This is a genomic window from Rhizobium freirei PRF 81 (genome assembly GCF_000359745.1).
In the GTDB taxonomy this organism is placed as follows: Bacteria; Pseudomonadota; Alphaproteobacteria; order Rhizobiales; family Rhizobiaceae; genus Rhizobium; species Rhizobium freirei.
The window spans coordinates 122179-144198 of the sequence record NZ_AQHN01000061.1 but is presented as its reverse complement, the minus strand read 5'-3'; the positions used below and the strand labels follow the sequence as shown (position 1 = coordinate 144198).

Annotated in this window: 23 protein-coding genes and 5 tRNA genes; 14 read left to right on the top strand and 14 right to left on the bottom strand. The window is 58.7% G+C overall.

The annotated features are described in order from the left end of the window. Positions 1 to 5 precede the first annotated feature (5 nt). The 5 genes from clpA to cysE all read right to left on the bottom strand — a co-directional run bounded on the left by clpA (position 6) and on the right by cysE (position 5137). Complete coding sequence (gene clpA, locus RHSP_RS15335) at positions 6 to 2540, bottom strand: ATP-dependent Clp protease ATP-binding subunit ClpA (protein WP_037152192.1); 2535 nt, start codon at positions 2538 to 2540, stop codon at positions 6 to 8. Between the two features lie 10 nt (positions 2541 to 2550). After that, on the bottom strand, positions 2551 to 2904 hold the full coding sequence (gene clpS, locus RHSP_RS15330) for an ATP-dependent Clp protease adapter ClpS (protein ID WP_004118738.1): 354 nt from the start codon (positions 2902 to 2904) through the stop codon (positions 2551 to 2553). Positions 2905 to 3190: 286 nt separating this feature from the next. Further along, positions 3191 to 3556 (bottom strand): phasin family protein, encoded by a 366-nt coding sequence (locus RHSP_RS15325; RefSeq protein WP_004118737.1) that lies wholly within the window; start codon positions 3554 to 3556, stop codon positions 3191 to 3193. A 390-nt stretch (positions 3557 to 3946) separates the two neighbouring features. Beyond that, positions 3947 to 4150 carry a DUF3126 family protein gene (locus RHSP_RS15320; RefSeq protein ID WP_037152189.1) on the bottom strand — a complete coding sequence of 68 codons (204 nt, stop codon included), beginning with the start codon at positions 4148 to 4150 and terminating at the stop codon, positions 3947 to 3949. Between the two features lie 123 nt (positions 4151 to 4273). Further along, positions 4274 to 5137 carry a serine O-acetyltransferase gene (gene cysE / locus RHSP_RS15315; RefSeq protein WP_004118736.1) on the bottom strand — a complete coding sequence of 288 codons (864 nt, stop codon included), beginning with the start codon at positions 5135 to 5137 and terminating at the stop codon, positions 4274 to 4276. 76 nt (positions 5138 to 5213) lie between these two features. On the opposite strand from cysE, the gene RHSP_RS15310 reads away from it, so the two are divergent. Next, positions 5214 to 6014 carry an enoyl-CoA hydratase-related protein gene (locus RHSP_RS15310; RefSeq protein WP_004118735.1) on the top strand — a complete coding sequence of 267 codons (801 nt, stop codon included), beginning with the start codon at positions 5214 to 5216 and terminating at the stop codon, positions 6012 to 6014. 8 nt (positions 6015 to 6022) lie between these two features. Here the strand turns inward: RHSP_RS15310 and RHSP_RS15305 are convergent, their stop codons facing one another. Beyond that, a complete protein-coding gene (locus RHSP_RS15305) occupies positions 6023 to 6808 on the bottom strand; it encodes an alpha/beta fold hydrolase (RefSeq protein WP_004118726.1) in 786 nt (261 codons plus the stop codon). 200 nt (positions 6809 to 7008) lie between these two features. Between RHSP_RS15305 and RHSP_RS15300 the strand changes: the two genes are divergently transcribed. Then, positions 7009 to 7254, top strand: a complete 246-nt coding sequence (locus tag RHSP_RS15300; RefSeq protein ID WP_037152186.1) for a zinc-finger domain-containing protein — start codon at positions 7009 to 7011, stop codon at positions 7252 to 7254. A gap of 29 nt (positions 7255 to 7283) precedes the next feature. After that, on the top strand, positions 7284 to 8447 hold the full coding sequence (locus RHSP_RS15295) for an FAD-dependent monooxygenase (protein WP_037152183.1): 1164 nt from the start codon (positions 7284 to 7286) through the stop codon (positions 8445 to 8447). Here RHSP_RS15295 and RHSP_RS15290 read toward each other — a convergent pair whose 3' ends face one another. Further along, entirely contained in the window at positions 8448 to 9638 is a 1191-nt protein-coding gene (locus tag RHSP_RS15290) for a cystathionine beta-lyase (protein WP_004118701.1), read from the bottom strand. It lies immediately after the preceding gene. A gap of 373 nt (positions 9639 to 10011) precedes the next feature. Between RHSP_RS15290 and RHSP_RS15285 the strand changes: the two genes are divergently transcribed. From RHSP_RS15285 to RHSP_RS15270, 4 genes are all read left to right on the top strand, one after another. Then, complete coding sequence (locus RHSP_RS15285) at positions 10012 to 11037, top strand: amino acid ABC transporter substrate-binding protein (protein WP_037152180.1); 1026 nt, start codon at positions 10012 to 10014, stop codon at positions 11035 to 11037. A gap of 96 nt (positions 11038 to 11133) precedes the next feature. Beyond that, positions 11134 to 12324 (top strand): amino acid ABC transporter permease, encoded by a 1191-nt coding sequence (locus RHSP_RS15280; protein ID WP_004118697.1) that lies wholly within the window; start codon positions 11134 to 11136, stop codon positions 12322 to 12324. 1 nt (position 12325) lies between these two features. Further along, positions 12326 to 13480: an amino acid ABC transporter permease gene (locus RHSP_RS15275; protein ID WP_004118693.1), complete on the top strand. Its 1155-nt coding sequence runs from the start codon at positions 12326 to 12328 to the stop codon at positions 13478 to 13480. Positions 13481 to 13498: 18 nt separating this feature from the next. Next, complete coding sequence (locus RHSP_RS15270) at positions 13499 to 14272, top strand: amino acid ABC transporter ATP-binding protein (protein WP_004118690.1); 774 nt, start codon at positions 13499 to 13501, stop codon at positions 14270 to 14272. Between the two features lie 81 nt (positions 14273 to 14353). On the opposite strand, the gene RHSP_RS15265 is transcribed toward RHSP_RS15270, so the two are convergent. Continuing rightward, the gene (locus RHSP_RS15265; protein WP_200863264.1) at positions 14354 to 14821 is read right to left on the bottom strand and encodes an Lrp/AsnC family transcriptional regulator; all 468 of its coding nucleotides are present in this window, start codon (positions 14819 to 14821) and stop codon (positions 14354 to 14356) included. Between the two features lie 105 nt (positions 14822 to 14926). Between RHSP_RS15265 and RHSP_RS15260 the strand changes: the two genes are divergently transcribed. Together RHSP_RS15260 and RHSP_RS35130 are read left to right on the top strand one after the other, a co-directional pair. Then, positions 14927 to 15535, top strand: a complete 609-nt coding sequence (locus tag RHSP_RS15260) for a LysE family translocator (protein WP_037152177.1) — start codon at positions 14927 to 14929, stop codon at positions 15533 to 15535. Between the two features lie 91 nt (positions 15536 to 15626). Continuing rightward, entirely contained in the window at positions 15627 to 15788 is a 162-nt protein-coding gene (locus tag RHSP_RS35130) for a hypothetical protein (RefSeq protein WP_167332653.1), read from the top strand. A gap of 80 nt (positions 15789 to 15868) precedes the next feature. On the opposite strand, the gene RHSP_RS15255 is transcribed toward RHSP_RS35130, so the two are convergent. The 5 genes from RHSP_RS15255 to RHSP_RS15235 all read right to left on the bottom strand — a co-directional run bounded on the left by RHSP_RS15255 (position 15869) and on the right by RHSP_RS15235 (position 17849). Further along, a tRNA-Arg gene (locus RHSP_RS15255) sits at positions 15869 to 15945 on the bottom strand. A gap of 89 nt (positions 15946 to 16034) precedes the next feature. Continuing rightward, a complete protein-coding gene (locus RHSP_RS15250) occupies positions 16035 to 16340 on the bottom strand; it encodes an ETC complex I subunit (RefSeq protein ID WP_004118675.1) in 306 nt (101 codons plus the stop codon). 175 nt (positions 16341 to 16515) lie between these two features. Then, positions 16516 to 16592 (bottom strand) — tRNA-Pro (locus RHSP_RS15245). 164 nt (positions 16593 to 16756) lie between these two features. After that, the gene (locus RHSP_RS15240; RefSeq protein ID WP_004118674.1) at positions 16757 to 17242 is read right to left on the bottom strand and encodes a DUF192 domain-containing protein; all 486 of its coding nucleotides are present in this window, start codon (positions 17240 to 17242) and stop codon (positions 16757 to 16759) included. Positions 17243 to 17270: 28 nt separating this feature from the next. Continuing rightward, positions 17271 to 17849, bottom strand: a complete 579-nt coding sequence (locus RHSP_RS15235; protein WP_037152172.1) for a cold-shock protein — start codon at positions 17847 to 17849, stop codon at positions 17271 to 17273. A gap of 197 nt (positions 17850 to 18046) precedes the next feature. Here RHSP_RS15235 and RHSP_RS15230 point away from each other — a divergent pair, with 197 nt between their 5' ends. From RHSP_RS15230 to RHSP_RS15210, 5 genes are all read left to right on the top strand, one after another. Then, complete coding sequence (locus RHSP_RS15230) at positions 18047 to 18487, top strand: VOC family protein (protein WP_004118663.1); 441 nt, start codon at positions 18047 to 18049, stop codon at positions 18485 to 18487. Positions 18488 to 18690: 203 nt separating this feature from the next. Continuing rightward, the gene (locus tag RHSP_RS15225) at positions 18691 to 19485 is read left to right on the top strand and encodes a hypothetical protein (protein WP_037152169.1); all 795 of its coding nucleotides are present in this window, start codon (positions 18691 to 18693) and stop codon (positions 19483 to 19485) included. A gap of 173 nt (positions 19486 to 19658) precedes the next feature. Beyond that, a tRNA-Glu gene (locus tag RHSP_RS15220) sits at positions 19659 to 19733 on the top strand. Positions 19734 to 19818: 85 nt separating this feature from the next. After that, a tRNA-Glu gene (locus RHSP_RS15215) sits at positions 19819 to 19893 on the top strand. 130 nt (positions 19894 to 20023) lie between these two features. Further along, positions 20024 to 20098, top strand: a tRNA-Glu gene (locus tag RHSP_RS15210). 59 nt (positions 20099 to 20157) lie between these two features. Here RHSP_RS15210 and recJ read toward each other — a convergent pair. Next, the gene (gene recJ / locus RHSP_RS15205) at positions 20158 to 21963 is read right to left on the bottom strand and encodes a single-stranded-DNA-specific exonuclease RecJ (protein ID WP_004118659.1); all 1806 of its coding nucleotides are present in this window, start codon (positions 21961 to 21963) and stop codon (positions 20158 to 20160) included. Positions 21964 to 22020 lie beyond the last annotated feature (57 nt).

Below are 22020 nucleotides of genomic sequence, written 5' to 3'. Positions count from 1 at the left end.
AGCAGTTACTTGCGCGGAACCTTCGGAACCGCACCGCCGCCCTTGCGTGGCGACTTGCCTTCCGGCTCTTCGTTTTCGCGGGCTGCCGCAGCCTTGGCGGAGCGGCGCGCGTCCGCGGCGGCGCCGGCCTTGCTGACGCGGCTTCTGGTCTTGACGGCGGTATCGCCGTCATCCTCTACCACCTCGACAGCCGGTTCACCGACCTCTGCCTCCGGCTTCGGGCGGATCGGCGCAGTATCGGCGGTCGCGTCGAGCACGATGCCGGTGCTGCCGTCTTCCTTCTTGCCGACCGTGACGGTGACGACGCCGCCCTTCTTCAACTTGCCGAAGAGGATTTCGTTCGCCAACGGCTTCTTGATGTTTTCCTGGATGACGCGCGCCAGCGGACGGGCGCCCATCTTGTCGTCGTAACCCTTCTCGGACAGCCAGGCGATAGCATCCTCATGCAGGTCGAAGGTAACATTCCGTTCGGAAAGCTGTGCTTCCAGCTGCATGATGAACTTCTGCACGACCTTGTGGATAACAGTCGTCGGCAGCGCTGCGAAGGGAATGACCGCATCCAGGCGGTTGCGGAATTCCGGCGTGAACAGGCGGTTGAGCGCCTCTTCATCCTCGCCCGTACGCTTGGACGAACCAAAGCCGATGGCGGCCTTGGCCATTTCCGATGCGCCTGCATTGGTCGTCATGATCAGGATGACGTTGCGGAAGTCGATCTTCTTGCCGTTGTGGTCGGTCAGCGCGCCATGGTCCATGACCTGCAGCAGGATATTGAAGATATCCGGATGCGCCTTCTCGATTTCGTCGAGCAGAACCACGCTGTGCGGGTGCTGGTCGACGCCATCGGTCAGGAGGCCGCCCTGGTCGAAGCCGACGTAGCCGGGAGGTGCTCCGAGCAGACGGGAAACCGTATGACGCTCCATATATTCCGACATATCGAAGCGCAGCAATTCGACGCCGAGCGACGAAGCAAGCTGCTTGGCGACCTCCGTCTTGCCGACGCCGGTCGGGCCGGAGAAGACGTAGCAGCCGATCGGCTTGTTCGGTTCGCGCAAGCCCGCACGAGCGAGCTTGATCGAGGTCGAAAGCGCTTCGATCGCCGTATCCTGGCCGTAGACGACCGAACGCAGTTCCTGCTCCAGGTTGGCGAGAACCATCTCGTCATCCTTGGAAACCGTCTTCGGCGGGATGCGGGCCATGGTCGCAACCGTCGCCTCGATCTCCTTTTCGGTGATCAGCTTGCGGCGCTTGGACGGCGGCAGCAGCATCTGGGCCGCACCCGTCTCGTCGATCACGTCGATCGCCTTATCCGGCAGCTTGCGGTCGGAAATGTAGCGAGCCGAGAGCTCGACTGCCGTCTTGATGGCGTCGTTCGAGTAGCGCAGGTGATGATACTCTTCGAAATAGGGCTTCAGGCCCTTCATGATTTCGATGGCATCCTCGATGCTCGGCTCGTTGACGTCGATCTTCTGGAAGCGGCGGACGAGAGCCCGGTCCTTCTCGAAGAACTGACGGTATTCCTTGTAGGTGGTCGAACCGATGCAACGGATCGCGCCCGAGGAAAGAGCCGGCTTCAGCAGGTTCGATGCATCCATCGCGCCGCCGGAAGTGGCACCTGCACCGATAACGGTGTGAATCTCGTCGATGAACAGCACGGCGCCCGGATACTCTTCGAGTTCCTTGACGACCTGTTTCAGGCGTTCTTCGAAATCGCCACGATAGCGGGTGCCGGCAAGCAGAGTGCCCATATCGAGCGAGAAGATCGTGGCATCGGCCAATGCTTCCGGAACCTTGCCCTCGACGATGCGCTTGGCAAGGCCCTCGGCAATCGCCGTCTTGCCGACACCGGGATCGCCGACATAGAGCGGGTTGTTCTTCGAGCGGCGGCACAGCACCTGGATGGTACGGTTGACCTCGGAATTGCGGCCGATCAGCGGATCGATCTTGCCGTTCTTGGCCTTCTCATTGAGGTTGACGCAATAGGCCTTCAGGGCGTCCTGCTGCTTCTTGCCGTTGCCTTCCTCCTGCTCGCCGCGGGCGGTCGGCTTGCTCTCGGACTCGCTTTCCTCGGCGCCGCGCGGCGTGCGGGTCTGGGAGGAACCCGGGCGCTTGCCGATGCCGTGAGAGATATAGTTTACCGCGTCGTAGCGGGTCATTTCCTGCTCCTGCAGGAAGAATGCAGCATGGCTTTCCCGTTCGGCGAAAATCGCGACGAGAACATTGGCGCCCGTCACTTCCTCGCGACCGGACGACTGCACATGGATTACGGCACGCTGAATGACGCGCTGGAAACCGGAGGTCGGCTTGGAGTCCTCGTCATAGCCCGTAATCAGGTTGGAAAGTTCATTATCGACGTATTCAGTCAAAGTCTTACGGAGCGCGTCGAGATCAACATTGCACGCGCCCATGACAGCTGCGGCATCGGCGTCGTCTACCAGCGCCAAAAGCAGATGTTCCAGCGTGGCATACTCGTGATGCCGCTCGTTCGCGTAGGTCAGTGCCTGATGCAGCGCCTTCTCAAGACTAGGCGAAAATGTTGGCACGTTCAGATCCTCACTTCTTTTCCATAACACATTGCAGCGGGTGTTGGTGCTCCCGGGCAAAATCCATCACCTGGCTCACCTTCGTTTCCGCCACTTCATATGTATATATCCCGCACTCGCCGACGCCATGATTGTGGACATGAAGCATGATGCGGGTGGCACTTTCGAGATCCTTTTGAAAGAAACGCTCCAGGATATGGATCACGAAATCCATGGGCGTATAGTCGTCGTTCAGAAGCAGCACGCGATACAGGTGGGGTTTTTTGGTTTTAGGTTTGGTGCGTGTGATCACCGAGGTCCCACGGTTTCCGTTGTCCCCATTCTTTTCGCTGTTGTTCTGCATCCGGATCGGCTCAGCGATCATTTCATTCTTCCTCAAATCATCCGGCAGAAGCTATCGCGCTCCGACTTGGTAACTCGGTTGGTTTCTTCACTAGGTCGGGCCGAATATCCGAACCTCTAACTTAGTTCATATCGACGCGATTTTAAGCCCCTTACGGGACACTGCAATCACAATTCGCTGACAAAATATGCCGCGACCAAAAAAGTCGCAGCATATTTCCGGTTCTCGTTCGATATGACAAAAAGCAAAAGACCGGCCGCGCGTCGCGCAGCCGGTCCTTCCGGAAATCTTGATTTTCAGCGAGAGATCAGGCAGCCGTTGCCGGCGCCGCAGCCTTGCTGGCAGCCTTGGTCACAGCCGCAACGGGCGCTTCGTAAGGCTTGTAGGCAACCTTGGCGAGATCGGCATACATTTCGCCGAGCTTGGTGGCTTCGGCAACGAAGTTTTCGTAGGCGGACTTCACATAATTGCTCTGAAGTTCGAAAGCCGCTTCGAAGCTCTTGACGCCGGCGAGCGTTTCGAAATGGGTAACGCCGTCCTGAAACGACTTCTTGGAATATTCTGCGGTTTCAGCGGCAATCGCCTGGAAACCCTTGCTGACGTCGGAATAGTTCTTCAGCGCCGTGTCCATAGCTTCCTTGCCCTTCTTGTTCACTTCTTCGAAATTAAACATGCTCTCCGTCCCTTGTTGGCCTGTTGTTGGCCGGCCGGCGGCCGGTTTACAGGCAGGAAACTTAAATGCGACGCACAATTAGTCAAGTAGTCTTGTGCGACGCAATATCTACCTAAAATTGCATTTCAGGTAACAATGTCATGTCAGCGGCAATGTTTGCGCTGCATCATTTTGATTTCTCTAATATATATCATTACCTGCTACAACCGCAGGCTTTGGCAAAAATATCGCCGTTTTTTGGAAAATCGCGATTACGCCGGTGACAAGCTTAATCGGCGTTCGGGAGCGCCGAGCAATGACATTTCCGGTCACCATCAAAGAAAAGAGCCGTACTTCAATGAAATACGGCTCAGGAATTCGGTTGCAATATCGGATATTGCCCGAAGCAGACTAGAGATCGACGTCCAGGATAGCCATCGAGAAATTGTAGGAGCGATCGCCATCTTCATCGTCGATATAGACGACACCCAGAAACTCTTCGTCAAGATAGACTTCCGCCGAATCGTTCTTGCGCGGGCGAGCCTTCACCACGATCTGCGGGTTGAACGTGCGCTTGAAATAGGCGTCGAGTTTCTTGATTTCTTCAGGCTTCACAATGCTTCTCCGTGAGGATCTCGGTTGGCCGCTTCTTGCATAGGAAAAGCGGCGGTGTAAAGACCGGAACCGCGCATACCTCGCAGCGGCAGCGCAAGCTTCCGAATGTCCGGCTGGATTTTTCTAGATTCCGTCACCCATGATCTGATCCACCACCACGCGCTCGGCAAGCAGCTGATCCATGGAGCGGGACGGCTCAGAGCAACCGGCTTCGCCGACGACCTTGGCCGGAACGCCGGCGACCGTCGTCTTCGCGGGCACTTCCTTCAACACCACGGAACCGGCGGCTATGCGCGAGCAATGACCGATCTGGATATTGCCGAGGATCTTGGCGCCGGCGCCGATCAGGACGCCATGGGCGATCTTCGGGTGACGGTCGCTCCCTTCCTTGCCGGTACCCCCGAGCGTGACGCCATGCAGGATCGAGACGTTGTCGCCGATCACAGCCGTCTCGCCCACGACCAAGCCGGTCGCATGGTCGAGGAAGATGCCCTTGCCGATGCGTGCCGCCGGATTGATGTCCGTCTGGAAGACGCTGGAGGAGCGGCTTTGCAGATAAAGGGCAAAATCGCGGCGGCCGCGATTATAGAGCCAGTGCGCCAGACGATGCGTCTGCAAGGCGTGGAAGCCCTTGAAATAGAGCACGGGCTCAAGGAAGCGCAGGCAGGCCGGGTCGCGATCGTAGACGGCCTGGATATCGACGCGCAGGATCGCGCCCCATTCCGTCCAATCGTCCAGCATTTCCTCGAACGTCTGGCGCAGGAGGATGGCCTGCATGTCCGGATGGTCGAGGCGTTCGCAGATGCGATAGATCACACATTCTTCCAGCGAACGGTGATTGATGATCGTCGAATAGAGAAAGGCGGCCAGAAGCGGGTCGCGCTCGGCAGCCGTGCGAGCTTCCTCGCGCATGCTATCCCATATGGGATCTACGACCTTAACCGCGCCTAGGCCTTCTACCTGGCGAATATCCGTTGCTGCGACCATTGGCGGTCTCCCGATTTTCTGTCAGGGGTACATTATATAGAACAAATGCCACACAAGACAAATGGATCGAACGAGCATGAATTTCGAACGTGATTTTGCCGGCGGTCTCCTTCGTGCAACCGGCAGCGAAGCCATAGGCACGATCACGATCAACAATCCCGACCGGAAGAATGCCGTAACGGCAGCCATGTGGCGGGCTATTCCCCAGGCCGTGCGCGCGCTGACGGACGAGGCACACGCCCATGTGATCATTCTGCGCGGCATCGGCGCGGATTTTTCCGCCGGAGCCGACATCCACGAATTCGACAGCGTGCGTAAGAACGCCGAAACGGCGGTTGCCTATGAGGCGCTGAACAGCCAGGCCTTTACCGCCATCCGCCATTGCCGCGTGCCGACGATCGCAGCAATCCGTGGCATCTGCTACGGCGGCGGCTTTGGGCTCGCTGCCGCTTGCGATCTGCGGATCGCCGAGCAAGGCGCCCGCTTCTCCGTTCCCGCGGTCCGTCTCGGCATCGCCTATCCCGCCGACGCCGTGCAGGACATCGTCAACGCGCTTGGACCGCAGATGGCCAAGGTCGCGCTTTTCACCGGCACGCCCATGTCGAGCGAGAAGATGGCCGCGGCCGGGTTTCTGCTGGAGGAAATAGAGGCCGGCTCGTTCGACAGCGAGGTATCCGCCCTCGCCCACGCCATCGCCGTCAATGCGCCGATCGCGCTGCATGCCTCCAAACTGGCGGTCCGCGCCGTCCTGGAACAGGATGGCGACCTGCTGCGCGAGGCGGAAGTAATCGGCGCCGAGACCTTCGACAGTGCCGATTATGCCGAGGGCCGGGCTGCCTTTGCCGAGCGGCGAAAGCCGCATTTCACCGGCAAGTGACTTGAAGCCTAGCGCTTGTCGAGCCGGTTGTAGAACTCAAGAACCGCCGCTTTGAACACCTTGTCACCGACGGCGAGCATATGATCGCGGTTCGGTATGTCGACGGCTTCGGCATGCGGCATCAGGTCGGCAAGCTCCCGCGCCGAACCGGCGATGTCGTCCTTGGTGCCGACGGCGATCAAGGTCGGCGCTTCGATCCTCGCCACATCCTCTCTCGTCGCCAGATCGCGCGAGCCCTGGATACAGGCTGCCAGAGCCTGCCGATCGCTTTTCGTCTGCTCGGCAAAGGCGCGGAACATGCGCCCGCGGGCATGCGTGACGTCATCGAGCGACGGTGCGACCAGCGCATCCGCAATCGGATCCCAGTCGCCGACGCCCTCGACCATGCCAATGCCGAGCCCGCCGAGCACCAGCGAGTGAATGCGATCGGGATGCGCCATCGCCATGAAGGTCGAAACGCGCGCGCCCATGGAATAGCCCATGACATGCGCCTCCGGGATACCCAGGTGATCGAGCAAGGCAACCGCGTCTTCCGCCATGATCCAGGGATGGTAGACATCCGCGTCATAGAGCTTGTCGCTCGTACCGTGGCCACGATTGTCGATGGCGATCACACGATAGCCCGCATCGCCGAGCGTCTTGAGCCAACCCGGATGGACCCAGTTGGCTATCGCCGTCGAGGCGAAGCCGTGAATCAGCAGCACCGGCGGGCCGTTCGGATCGCCCTCATCGAAAAAGGCGAGCTTCAATCCGTCTCTAACGAAATGGGACATCGAAGGGGCATTCAAATTCATGGAACTATCTTTGCAAACAGGGGTCTTCCTGGCGCCGGACCATATTTTATCGGCGATATCAGGTGAACCCCGCATCTGCGAAAATCTCTGCAGCGAGCCGGACTTTCGCACTACACAATCGATGCGAAGGACGATAAAGAGGGGCTATCAAGTCTGGCGCAATTCATGCCGCTCAAGGCAAGACGCATTTGGAGATCATCATGGCCGGTCACAATATTCCCCATTTCCAGAACGACGGCGGACACCGTGCCATCGAAATCGGCGTGAAGGAATTCATGTGCACCGGCGCGTCGGTTCCCTACGATCATCCGCATATCTTCATCGATCTCGGCGACGAGACCGAGAAGGTCTGCTCCTATTGCTCGACGCTCTACCGCTACAATCCGTCACTGAAGGCGGATCAGACCAACCCTGCCGGCTGCGTTTTCCACTTCAAGGCGGCGTGACGCCGTAAAGTCCGATCGGACAGAAAAGAATGCCGATCAAGACAGCCGCGATCATTGGCGCCGGAATAGCCGGATTGACGACGGCGCTGGCGCTGGCGAGACATGGCATCCGCTGCGAAATTTTCGAACAGGCCGAAGCGCTGACCGAAGTCGGCGCCGGCTTGCAGATTTCCCCGAATGCCTCCCGTATCCTCGACACGCTCGGCGTGCTCGACGCACTTCGGTCGGTCTGGCTCGAACCGGAGGAAATCCGGCTGGTCTCCGGTACGTCGCTGCGGCCCATCACCTCCGTTCCATGTGGGAATTTTGCCATACAGCGATGGGGAGCGCCTTACGGGGCCGTACATCGGGCAACGTTGCAAAAAGTGCTCCTCGATGCCGTGACCGCCAATGCGCTTTGCACGCTGCGTCTCGGCCAGCGTATTGAGGTTAAGGATCGGCAGGCGCTGGCCGCGATGGCCGGCCGGGATCTGGATCTTATCATCGGTGCCGACGGCGTCTGGTCCAAGGCGCGCATGCTGGTGCCCGGCGCGCCCTCGCCCGCCTTTTCCGGTAACATCGCATGGCGTTTCACGATTGCGGAGTCCGCGGCGCCGGCAATCATGAACAGGACCAGCGTCACCGCATTTCTTGGTCCGGCCAGCCATCTCGTCTGCTATCCGATCCGGGAAAATGCCGCCTTCAACATCGTCGCCATCGTGTCCGGCAGCAATACCGATCACGATTGGAACGCGACCGGCAACACGGCTCAACGGGACAATATGCTGCAGGGCTTCTCCGGCTGGAACAATGCGATTCGGCACATGCTGGAAGAGCAGAGTGAGACAAGCCTCTGGCCGCTTTATGCCATGGGCACTGGCCGTTGGCACAATGGCAGCGATACGGTCCTGATCGGTGACGCCGCGCATGCGATGATGCCGTTTGCCGCCCAGGGCGCAGCCATGGCGATCGAAGACGCATTCGAGCTGGCGGGCATGCTGGCAAAGCATCCGCCGGCCGAAGCCTTCGAACTTTACGAAAAACGCCGGGTTCCGCGTATAGCCCGCCTAAAACAGCGCGCCGCTTTCAATCAATTTGCCTATCACGCCCGCGGTCCCATCCGCATCGCGCGCGATCTCGTCCTCTCGCTTCGCCCGCCGCAAAGCCTTGCGACGGACATGGACTGGATCTACGGCTATCGCGCCGACGGCTGATCAAGCTTCCTTGGCTGCAGCAAAGCCCTTTTCGATATCCGCTTTGATGTCGGCGACATCTTCGAGACCGATCTGCAGGCGGATAACCGGCCCTTCTTTCGGGGCCTTCGTGACGCGACGGTCATTGAGGTTGACATGTACCGCGAGGCTTTCGAAGCCGCCCCAGGAATAACCGAGGCCGAAAATCCGCAGCGCATCAAGGAATGCATGCGCCTTGGCCTTGAATTTCTCGGGACTGTCGACTGCCAGTACGAAGGAGAAAATGCCGCTTGCCCCCTTGAAATCGCGCTTCCACAGCTCGTGGCCTGGGAAGCTCGGCAATGCTGGATGCAGCACGCGAGCAACGTCTTCCCTGCTCTCGAGCCACTGGGCAATCGCAAGCGCGCTCTCCTGATGCCGCTCCAGGCGTACACCCATGGTGCGCAAGCCGCGCAGCACCTGGTAGGCGTCGTCCGGTGCGCCGCAGATGCCGAGCTGGCCATGGGCGTCCAGCAACCGCTTCCAGTGGGCCTCATTGGCGGAAACGGTCCCCATCAGAATATCCGAATGACCGGCCGGATATTTCGTCACCGCGTGGATCGAGACGTCGACACCATGATCGAGCGGTTTGAAATAGAGCGGCGTCGCCCAGGTATTGTCCATGGTGACGACACAGCCATGGCGGTGAGCTGCTGCCGAGATTGCCGGAATATCCTGCATTTCGAAGGTGTTGGAACCGGGCGCCTCGGTATGGACCAGCCTGGTGTTCGGCTTGATCAATTGCTCGATGCCGGCCCCGATCAACGGGTCGTAATAATCGACCTCGATGCCGAGCCGCTTCAGCATGGTATCGCAGAAGAAGCGCGTGGGACCATAAACCGAATCAACGATCAGGGCGTGATCGCCCGCGGACAGGTAGGCAAGAAACGGCACGGTGACTGCTGCAAGGCCGGAGGGAACGATGATCGTTCCAGCCGATCCCTCGAGCGCATCCATCGCTTCGCACAGCGCATCGGTCGTCGGTGTGCCCCGCGTCCCGTAGGTGTATTTCTGATCGTGCGTCTCCATCACGCGGGCATTGGGAAACAGCACCGTCGAGGCATGGACTACAGGCGGATTGACGAAGCCGTGGAAATCGAATGGCGAATTGCCGATGTGGGATAAACGCGTGTTGATGCCGGCGTTCTGCAGGAAGGTGTCTTTGTCATTCATATCCGGATATGCCTTTGGCGCTGTAGGAAATTGGATTTGTGGCGAGCAAGTCCAGTTGGGTCAACCCCGATCCTATCGATCGCATCATATTATTATAGGACTAAACTACTGAAAACGGCGCCTAAAACCCCATTTCCGTGCAGTTTTTTGGCAAAACAGTGCTCATTTTGGCGCCAAACGCCCGATTCCCGACCTAACAAGGCGAAATCTCGGAATAAATCGGCAATAATGGAGGCAATCTCTTGACCACAAATCCATTTGAGACTGTGATAGGACCACTCGCCTCAAGAGAGTGAGGAAACATGGTTCCCGATGAACCAGCTTCAGAGGCGATACACTTTAACCATAAAACAATAGAAGAAGGTTGGGAAAGATGAAAAAGTTTGCTCTCTCCGCAATTCTCGGAGTCGCAGCATTGGCTTACACCACGTCCGGCGCTTCCGCCTCGACGCTCAGCGATATAAAGGCCAAGGGCTTCGTACAGTGCGGCGTCAATACAGGCCTTCTCGGCTTTGCGCAGCCGGACGCCTCCGGCAACTGGGCCGGTTTCGACATCGACTTTTGCCGCGCCGTAGCCTCCGCCGTATTCGGCGATCCGACCAAAGTGAAATACACCCCTCTGAGCGCCAAGGACCGCTTTACTGCATTGCAGTCCGGCGAAATCGATGTGCTTTCCCGTAACACCACTTGGACGATCAATCGCGACACCGCGCTCGGCCTCAAGTTCCGTCCGGTCACCTATTATGACGGCCAGGGCTTCATGGTTCGCAAGGAACTGAACGTCAAATCGGCGCTCGAACTTTCCGGCGCAGCCGTCTGCGTGCAGTCCGGCACGACGACCGAACTCAACCTCGCCGACTATTTCAAGACCAACAATCTCCAGTACAATCCGGTGGTCTTCGACAAGCTCGAGGAAGTCAACGCCGCGTACGATTCCGGCCGTTGCGACGTCTACACCACCGACCAGTCCGGCCTCTACTCTCTGCGCCTGACGCTGAAGAACCCGGACGACAACGTCGTTCTGCCTGAGATCATCTCCAAGGAGCCGCTCGGCCCGGCCGTCCGCCAGGGCGACGACCAATGGTTCAACATCGTCAGCTGGACGGCCTATGCGATGATCAATGCCGAGGAATTCGGCATCACGCAGAAGAACGTCGATGAGATGAAGAGCTCGCCAAATCCGGATATCAAGCGCTTCCTCGGCGCCGAGCAGGGTTCCACCATCGGCACTGACCTCGGCCTGACCAATAACTGGGCCTACAACGTCATCAAAGGTGTCGGTAACTACGGCGAAGTCTTCGACCGCAATATCGGCGCAGGCAGCCCGCTGAAGATCGCCCGCGGCCTCAACGCCCTTTGGAACAAGGGCGGCATCCAGTACGCGCCTCCGGTGCGCTAAGCCGGAAAACGGCGAACTTTTGGAGAAAGGCGGCAAGCCGCCTTTCTCCCCTCAAGAAAACAAGCCTGAAACAGGCACATTGGGGAAAAACTCTGTATGGCAATCACAACGAATTCGCCTGAGGGCGGGAGCGCATCCGCATCTGCGCTGAACAACCCAAAAGTCCGGGGTGTTTTTTACCAGGCCGTCACTATCATCGTTCTTGTAAGCGTCGGCGCGGTCATCTTCTACAATACGGCGCGCAATCTCCGCGACTTGAACCGCTCCTTCGGCTTTGGCTTTCTCGAAGGTCGTGCGGGCTTCAATCTGGGACAGGCTCTCATCCCCTATTCCAGCGATTCCACCAATATCGATGCCCTGATCGTCGGCCTTCTCAACACGCTCCTCATATCGGTCGTGGGCATCGTTGTCGCGACGATCGTCGGTTTCATCATCGGCATAGGCAGGCTTTCCGGCAACTGGCTGATAGCGAAGCTTTCGCAGACCTATGTCGAAATCTTCCGCAACATACCGCCGCTGCTGGTTATCTTCTTCTGGTACAGCGGTGTTCTGGTATTGCTGCCGCAGGCGCGCGATGCGGTGCATCTGCCATTCTCCAGCTTTCTCAGCAATCGCGGCCTCGCCTTCCCGAAACCGATCTTCGGCGAAGGCATGTGGGTTGTCGGTATTGCTTTGCTGGTTGCCATCGCTGCGGTATTTTTGGTGGCACGATGGGCGCATAAGCGCCAGGCGGCGACCGGCCAGCAATTCCACACGATCTGGGTGTCGATCGCTATCTTGGTCGGCCTGCCGCTGCTGGTCTTCCTGGCAACGGGTATGCCGCTGTCCTTCGACTATCCGATCGCCGGCAAGTTCAACCTGACCGGCGGGGCGGTCGTGGGTCCGGAGTTCATCGCGCTTCTCCTGGCTCTTTCCCTTTATACGGCAACTTATATTGCCGAGATCGTGCGCGCCGGCATCCGTGGCGTGGCAAAAGGTCAGTCGGAGGCGGCCGGCGCGCTCGGACTTAGGGCGTCGGCCATCAACCGGCTTATCGTTATCCCACAGGCAATGCGCATCATCATCCCGCCGCTGACGAGCCAGTATCTCAATCTGATCAAGAATTCCTCGCTCGCCATCGCCATCGGTTACGCCGATCTCGTCGCCGTCGGCGGCGTGATCCTCAACCAGTCCGGCCGAGCAGTCGAAGTCGTCATTATATGGATGGTCATCTATCTCGCCTTGAGCATCATAACGTCGCTGTTCATGAACTGGTTCAACGCCAAGATGGCTCTGGTGGAGAGATAAGATGTCCAGCGTAGATCAAAGCTTCGTCAGCAAAGCGCTTTTGTCGGCACAACCCGCGCCGGCCAGCGAAAAAGGCGTGTGGCATTGGGCCAAGAAGAACCTCTTTGCCACGTCAAAGGATGTCTTTCTGACGGTCCTCGCCGCCGCGTTCCTAGCTTGGGCAATCCCGCATCTCGTCAACTGGCTGTTCATACATGCCGTCTGGAGTGGAACCGACCGCACATTCTGTGCGACCACGGTTCAAGGTGGGACGCAGCCGGACGGCTGGAATGCTGCCTGCTGGGCCTTCATTCGCTCGAAATTCGTCGTCTTCATGTTCGGCCTCTATCCGCCGGAGGAGCGCTGGCGGCCGGTACTCGTCGCGATTCTGATGGTCGTCAGCTTCACACCGCTGCTGATACCGTCAGTTCCAAAGAAAGGATTGAATGCGATCCTCGCATTCTTCGCGTTGCCGGTTATCTCGTTCTTCCTGCTTCGTGGCGGCATCGGTCTCGATATCGTGGAGACGGAGAGATGGGGTGGCCTACTGGTGACGCTGGTGATTTCCTTCGTCGCAATCGCGGTCTCCTTTCCGTTCGGCATCCTGCTTGCGCTGGGACGCCGGTCGAAACTGCCGGTTCTTCGCATGCTGTGCGTGGTCTTCATCGAGATCATCCGCGGCGTGCCTTTGATCACGGTGCTGTTCATGGCAAGCTACATGCTGCCGCTCTTCATGCCGCAGGGCTGGACGGTGGATAAGCTGCTGCGCGCCGTGGTCGGCGTTTCGATCTTCACCTCGGCCTACATGGCCGAAGTCATTCGCGGTGGCCTGCAGGCAATACCGAAGGGTCAATTCGAGGGAGCCGACTCGCTTGGTCTCGGCTACTGGCAAAAGATGCGTCTGATCATTTTGCCGCAGGCGATCAAGCTGGTCATTCCTGGCATCGTCAACACCTATATCGGCATGTTCAAGGACACGTCGCTCGTTGCCATCATCGGCATGTTCGACCTGCTCGGCATCGTCCGTCAGAATTTCTCCGACGCAAATTGGGCAAGCGCCGTTACGCCAATCACTGGCCTTGTCTTCGCCGGCTTCATTTTTTGGCTGTTCTGTTTTGGAATGTCGCGCTATTCAGGTTTCGTGGAGCGCCATCTCGACACCGGCCACAAGCGATAAAATTGAGGGAATGAAAATATGGCTGAAGCCCAACCCAAAAAACTGACCATCTCCGAGACGGAAGTCGCGGTGGACATGATCAACATGAACAAGTGGTACGGTGATTTCCATGTACTGCGAGATATCAATCTGAAGGTCATGCGCGGCGAGCGCATCGTCATTGCCGGCCCGTCCGGCTCGGGAAAATCGACGATGATCCGCTGCATTAACCGCCTGGAAGAGCATCAGAAGGGCCAGATCATCGTTGATGGCGTCGAGCTCACCAACGATCTGAAGAAGATCGACGAAGTGCGCCGTGAAGTCGGCATGGTGTTCCAGCACTTCAATCTCTTCCCTCACCTGACCATTCTGGAAAACTGCACGCTGGCGCCGATCTGGGTGCGCAAGATGCCGAAGAAGCAGGCGGAAGAAATCGCCATGCACTTCCTCAAGCGCGTCAAGATCCCGGAGCAGGCGAAGAAATATCCCGGCCAGCTCTCCGGCGGTCAGCAGCAGCGCGTGGCGATCGCCCGCTCGCTCTGCATGAACCCGAAGATCATGCTGTTCGACGAGCCGACCTCCGCGCTCGACCCGGAAATGATCAAGGAAGTGCTCGACACCATGGTGGGCCTTGCCGAGGAAGGCATGACCATGCTGTGCGTGACCCACGAAATGGGCTTTGCCCGCCAGGTCGCCAACCGCGTCATCTTCATGGACCAGGGCCAGATCGTCGAGCAGAATTCGCCGAAGGAATTCTTCGACAATCCGCAGCATGAGCGCACCAAGCTCTTCCTCAGCCAGATCCTGCACTGATCCGGCCAGGATCGAACGAGAAAGACCCGCCGCCGCATCGCAGCCGGCGGGTTTTTTATGGCTTGTCGACGCTCGACAGCCTTAGCGCAAAGGCAGTGCGTAAGTCTGCTTGACGACCTGGCTCGGCACATCCGTCTTGACGTTCTGGATGCCGTTGATCTTCGTCAGATGGGTGGATTGGAACTGCCTGTAGTCGTCGAGATCGGATACGGCGACGCGGAGCAGCGCATCGCTTTCTCCCAGCATGATGTAGCACTCCATCACCTCAGGCAGTTTCCTCATCGCCGCCATGAAGCGATCGATGGTTTCGGCATCCTGGGCGGTCAGCCAGACGCGGGCGAACAGCGAAAGCGGCAGGCCGGCTTTGACGGGGTTCAACACCGCCACATAGCGATCGATGATGCCGGCATCCTCGAGCAGCTTCACGCGCCGCAGGCAAGGCGATGGCGACAAACCGACTTCCCTTGCCAGTTCCACATTCTGAATTCGTCCATCGCGTTGCAGCGCACGGAGAATACGCCTGTCTATCTCGTCCAGTTTCATTGGCATCCTCTACCAACAGAACACGTTAGGGTGAGTTCGAATGCCAATTATTCGGCAAAATCTGGCATCTGCGCAAGCCGATTGCGTTCGCAAAGATCTAAGCTTCCAGTCATGGAAAACGCCAATCTCCTTCTCTTCGCCGCCACAGTCCTGCCCCTGATCTGCACGCCGGGGCCGGACATGCTGTTCGTGGCGTCGCAGACAATGTCCGGAGGTGCCGGCGCCGGGCTGCGATCGACGGCCGGCATCTGCATCGGCTATGTCATCCATTCCACGCTTGCAGCCCTCGGAGTCGCAGCTGTCATTGCGGCCTCTCCCACCCTGTTCACGCTTCTGCACTGGCTCGGGATCGCCTATCTAGTCTACCTGGCATCCCGCCTCATCAGTTCCTCGATGAAAACAGGTAAGCTCGCGCCGGTGGCGGCAACAGCGGCAGACGGGCTTCGGCGCGGCTTCCTGACGGCCGTTCTCAACCCGAAGGGCATGATGATCTACTTCGCCATCCTGCCGCAGTTCATCGCTCACCATGGAAGCGTAGCGTTCCAGGCGTCCCTGCTCTCGGCCGTATTCATCGGGCTGTGCGGGGCATTCTATGCTATTCTCAGCCTCACCCTTGCGGCACTCGGCGCGCGCGCGACAATCAGCGATCACCGCCGCCGATGGACCGAAGGCATAGCCGGTTGCCTTCTGCTTGTTGCCGCGGGACGACTGGCGGCGTGAGCGAGCCTTATGGCGCTTCGCGCGAAACGCGATATACTGCCTGGCAATCACAAAATATGGGGCATTCACAAGGCGTTAGGGAAAGCGGACTGTGAAGAAAAGCGACAGGATCATCGGCGGGCTTGCACTTTTGAGCGCGGCCATCATCGTCATCAAACTGGCTGGGGCAATGTTCGGCTATGATCTCATTCAGATGGCGGTCGATGCTACCAGACCTGCAGACGTCGGCGGCTGGCCGACAGCGGTGAATTGAGTTCGAGTCCGTCGCGAGCAAAATTCGAGCACGCTATATATGCTGCGCTCACCCACCTTAAGAACAAATCATTGGAGAAATGGCGACCCCTGCAGGATTCGAACCTGCGACCACATGCTTAGAAGGCAAGTGCTCTATCCAGCTGAGCTAAGGGGCCGTGAAGCCTGCCGCACCTTGCTTGCGGCGGCCAACACATGCCTGAAACCGCCGTCCAACTCAATGGGCGGGGTTCAATAAGTTCCCGCCTCAGTGAGTCCAGGGCTGGATGCGCGTAAAGCGGAAATTGTCGGAGTAGGAAACCGTCTGGCGGATGGCATCCTTCGGAGCGATAATGCGATACTCGATGCCATTGCGCTGGGCATAGGCTTCCGCCTGCTCCTGCGTATCAAACGTCAGCTTCAGCTGCTGGCGCGTATCGGCAGAAGACGTATAGCCCATGATCGGATCGATCTTGCGCGGGATCTCCTGGTCGAATTCCAGAACCCAGAGATGGGTCTTGGCCTTGCCGGATTGCATGGCGGTCTTCGCGGGACGATAAATCTTGGCAGGCATCGCTGCTGCGCCTCCGAATAAAGCGGAACGACCCGCCTTGTGCTTCACTTGTCTTGCTGCGGCCCATATGGGTCGAGCAAATATGACCTCTGATTAGCTGCGAATCCCTCTGCTTTCAAGCAAAAAGGAAACGACTATCCGCGCGAAATCATCGATATAAAAAGGGATTTTAAAGTGGTCGGAGTGGAGAGATTCGAACTCCCGACCCTCTGGTCCCAAACCAGATGCGCTACCAGACTGCGCTACACTCCGTACCGAAGCATGATCACCGGAACATCGCATTTAAGCAAACGGCATCATGACTTAAGTTCTGCGCCGCCGAACGCCAGTCCTGCGGAACGAGTGGGGAGATACACGGTTCACCTGCTCGCTGCAACAGGTAAAATCACGCTAGGCAGATCTTCCCCGATGAAAATCTACTTGTTGAGCTTTGCCGAAATGGTCGCACTCGTCACCTTGTCGCCCACCGCAAGGCCGAGTTTCTTGACCACTCCGCCGTTCAGCTCGATGACATAGGCGACCGGGCCGCCGGAGCTGATGATCGTCTCCGAAAAGGGCACCGCGTTTTCCTGGATATGGGTGACGACGCCCTTTTGGTCCAGAAACAGCATGTCGAGCGACAGCTTGGTGTTCTTCATCCACATCATCACCGGCCGCGACGTGCCGAAATCGAACAGCATGCCGTGGTCGGCCGGCATCTTGTCGCGATACATCAGGCCGAATTCCAGCTGCGGCGGCGTCAATGCCAGCTCCACGGTGAATTTATGAGCCCGGCCCTTGGGCGATGCGATCGAAAGCGGCTCCGAATCAAAGGCCATCGACTGCTGCGCTGCCGTCTGCGCGGCAAAGGAGAATGGAGCGACCGCCCCAACGAGAAAAAGCGCCAAAATGGCGCTTTTCATAAGTCCGCGAAACCGGTCTCTTTTCATATCAGTGCGGCCGCGTAGCCGGGCTTGGTGCATCCGGATGGATTTCAGCCGCCATCAGGCCCTTTTCGCCCGGCCCAAAGCGGACGAGCACCACCTGCCCCGGCCGCAGCTCGGCAAGGCCAAAGCGACGCAGCGTTTCCATGTGCACGAAGATATCCTCCGTACCCTCGCCGCGCGTCAGGAAGCCGAAGCCCTTTGTGCGGTTGAACCACTTCACGAGCGCGCGCTCCAGACCGCTGGTCGCGGTGACCTGTACATGAGTGCGCACCGGCGGCATCTGCGAGGGATGCACGGCAGTCGATTGATCCATGGAGAGGATCTTGAAAGCCTGATAACCACGTTCCCTGCGCTGGATGAGCGCGACGATACGGGTTCCTTCGAGAATCGTCTGATAACCATCGCGGCGCAGGCACGTCACATGCAGCAACACGTCCTGCATGCCGTTATCAGGCACGATGAAGCCGAAGCCCTTTGCGACATCGAACCACTTGACGACGCCGGAGATTTCGATGAGCTCGACGGTATCACCCGAGATCTCCTCGAAGTCCATAACTCCCTTCGATGAAATTCTGTCACCCATCCTAGCCAGCCCTCGATTACGCGTCACACTGTTACGGTTAACTGATTCCCTGATATCAAGATTAACATCTTGGTAACGGAAAAGCGCAAGTCCTAGTTTTCGTTTATTCCCACCCTAAGATTATTGCTCCAAGACTTGCGCGAAGCTGGTGCTTCGAACGAAAATCCGGCCGGTTCAATATTAAGAGAGGAAATAGAATGCGTTATCTCCACACCATGGTTCGCGTCACGGATCTCGACGCCTCGTTGCATTTCTATGGCACACTGTTCGGGCTTGTCGAAACCCGCCGCTACGAAAACGAGAAGGGTCGTTACACGCTTGTATTCCTTGCAGCCAGCGAAGACGCCGATTTGTCCCGTAACAGCGGCGCCCCCAGCCTGGAACTGACCTACAACTGGGATCCGGAGGAATATACCGGCGGACGCAACTTCGGCCACCTCGCCTATGAGGTCGACGATATCTATGCGACCTGCCAGAAGCTCATGGACAACGGCATCACGATCAACCGTCCGCCGCGCGATGGTCACATGGCTTTCGTGCGCTCTCCAGACGGCATTTCCATCGAGATCCTGCAGAAGGGTGCCAATCTTCCCTCCGCCGAACCCTGGGCCTCCATGGCCAATACCGGCGCCTGGTAAAGGCAAGCTTTCGCGAGGCTTACGGCACGCGCGGAGCCATCCGTTTCGCGCTTGCCGCCCATGCCCATCCTCCGGCATGCTTGGACGACTCGAAGCATCATGCATCGGATATCGCGCGGTCATCGTTCCCAGTCAGCGCGTGCGATATCGCCGTCCCTCGCAAGAGGCCGTTCCGATGCAAACCTTTTTGCGGGGAACGTCCCATGTGCGATCAACAGATTTTATACGGCAAGAAGAAGCTAGCAAGCACTATTGCCGTCTTCGCCTCATTTGTGATGCTGGCGAGCTGCGCGACCGCTGGCAAACAGTCCACGGAAACTGCGCAAGCCGCGCCCACCGCGCAGCCGACGGCGGCCGAGCAACTCGCCGCCGACATGAACAGCAAGGCAGATGCCCGCCGGCGCAAGGCTGACGGCACCTATCGCGATCCGATGGTGCATAGCGTCAACGGCACGCGCCAGCAGATCATCGCCCAGCAGAACCAAGCGCTCTATCCCGCCCCGATGGCGCAGCCGGTGGAGGGACAGGCCAATATAGGCGGCCTGGTCACGCAGCCGACCGGTGTGAACGCGAACAGAAGCAGCATCTTCTCAGCGCCGCCACCCATCGCCGTCAATCCGGACGGGACACTCGCCAAGAACCAGCCCGATGGCGCACAGGCCATCACGCCGATAATGCGCAGCGTCTACAGCACGCCGCCCGGTATGCAGCAGCTCGCCACACAGCAGCCGCTTGGTGCGGCACCTGCGCCGAACGGCCTCACCTCGGCCGATGTGCTTCCGCCGCCCGTCATCCGCAATGCCACCGCCCCCGTGGCCAATTCTCCGCAGCCGATTGCACAAATAACATCGCCGGGCGCTATGGCCGCTCCGAACCCGAATGTCCGCGAATTGAACAGCAAGCAGGCCGCTGCGCTGGCACAGTTCATCGCGGCGAAAAACCAGCCCCAGAACGGCAAGCTGCTGGTGCAGCCGATACAAGGTACAAACGGCCAGTAAAGAGCCCGCGTTTCCAAGGAATCTTCGATGTCGCCGGCAACACCCTGTTAAGTCTCACTTATTCAGTGCCGGCGGCAATTTCATCCAGCTGTCATTTTTTCCACAAAAAAGCAAAATTGCCGCTTGCAGGATTGAAATCACCCCGCTATAAGCGCGCCACACAACAGCTGCACGCGCCCTTCGTCTATCGGTTAGGACGACAGATTTTCATTCTGTAAAGAGGGGTTCGACTCCCCTAGGGCGTGCCACTGTTGTTCTTATTCCCCCCTTTATGAATTCATAAGCTACCGCTTGCAGACGCAGCAGCTCGTTCCTATCTAGCCTGTGCAGCATGCGCCCTTCGTCTATCGGTTAGGACGACAGATTCTCATTCTGTAAAGAGGGGTTCGACTCCCCTAGGGCGTGCCAAAACGCGATGGCTCAAACTTATCCACAATCGCCTCGAAAAATCTTCGTCTAGTCATGGATTTTTCTGGGATTTTTCTCGATTTTCCGCTTGCGGGATCGGAAGGTGCTGACTATAAGGGCGCCACAGCACGCGCCCTTCGTCTATCGGTTAGGACGACAGATTTTCATTCTGTAAAGAGGGGTTCGACTCCCCTAGGGCGTGCCACTGTTCTTCTCTTAAATTGATAATTTTGCGTCCGAAATTAGGAAAGCCTGGTTCGGCTCTTAAACGGCTTTTGCCGCGTCCATGACCCGGAGCTGTACGCGGCGGCTTCCCTGCCAGTGGTCAGCACCGAGCGTGCCGGCAACATGGATCTGCGCGCCGCGGGAGGACATCAGCAACTCGCCCAGAGGCGTCTCTGCGGCGCGAAAGGCGATGCCGTCGACCCTACCGCCATCCTGCGCCTCCATAGTGATCTTGATATGCGACTGGCCGACAAGACGGGAATCGCGCAGCCTGTGGCTCGGCAGAGCGAAAATTGGCTGGGGATGACCGGAGCCGTAGGGGCCGGCGGTTTCAAGGCGGTCTATCAGCTCCACCGTCGCACCGCTTGCGCCGATCGCACCGTCGATCTTCAGGGTTTCGTTCGCCACAAGGCCAGCCACCTGCTTTTCAGCCTTTTCGGTGAAGAAGGCGCGCAGCTTGCCGAGGTTGCTTCGCTCCACCGTCAAGCCCGCCGCCATCGCATGGCCACCGCCCTTGACCAGCAGGCCGGCATCGACGGCAGCGCGGACCATACGCCCCATATCGAAACCGTTGATCGAACGGCCGGAGCCGGTGCCCTTGCCTGAGGAATCGAAGGCGACGGCAAAAGCCGGGCGGCGAAACTTGTCCTTCAGCCGTGAGGCGATCAGACCGACGATACCCGGGTGCCAGTTTTCGCGTGCCGTGATAATGACCGAGGCGCCGTCGCCATTGCCGTATTCGGCAAGCGCCTCGGCCTCCGCCTCCTGCAGCATGGCAGCTTCCATAAGTTGGCGGTCGCGATTGAGCTCATCGAGCTTCGCGGCGATCGTCTCGGCCTCACCCGTCTCATCCAAGGTCAGCAGGCGTGCTCCAAGCGCAGCATCGCCGATACGGCCGCCAGCATTGATGCGCGGGCCGATCAGGAAGCCGAAATGATAAGGCGTCACAGGGCCGCCGAGCCCCGCTTTGCGGAACAGCGCGGCAAGGCCGGGATTGCCCTGATGGCGGGCGGCGATCAGGCCCTTGACGACGTAAGCGCGGTTTAGGCCCTTCAGCGGCACGACATCGCAGACGGTCGCGAGTGCGACGATATCGAGCCATGCCAGCAGATCGACCGAGCGCACCCGCTGATCGCCCGCTTCGCGTAGCTGCTTCAATGCCGCGACCAGAACGAGGAAAACCACACCGGCAGCGCAAAGATGCCCCTGCCCGGACAGATCGTCCTCGCGATTCGGATTGACCAGCGCGTGACACGGCGGCAATTCGTGCGCGACCTGATGGTGATCGATGACGACGACATCGATATTGCGCGCCCTCGCCGCCTCCAGAGCTTCGAAGCTGGTGGAGCCGCAATCGACGGTCACGATCAGCTTTGCGCCATTGTCGACGAGCTGATTGATGGCGTTGGGATTGGGGCCGTAGCCTTCGAAGATGCGATCGGGGATATAAATGCTTGCCGGGACGCCGAAATGCGTCAGGAAGCGATAGAGCAATGCCGAAGAGGCGGCGCCATCGACATCATAGTCGCCGAAGATCGCGACGGTCTCGCCCGTCTTGATCGCGCTCAGAAGGCGCTGCGCCGCCTTCTCGCAATCGGTCATCAAATAGGGATCCGGCATGAGGGTGCGGATCGTCGGATCGAGAAAGGCCATGGCCTCGTCGATGCCAACCCCTCGCCCTGCCAGGACGCGGGAGATCAACTCCGGCAGGCCGTGCACCTGGGCGATGGCGAGCGCCCTGTTCAGACCGGCCTGGTCGAGCCGGGACACCCAGCGATTGCCGGAAACCGAACGCTCGACGCCCAGAAAGGCTCGCTGAACTGGATCGACCGGTTGTTCCACCATCTCTCCCAAAATTGGCAGGTGGCCGCGCCCTCTAGTGGCGTGCCGCCATCATCAAGC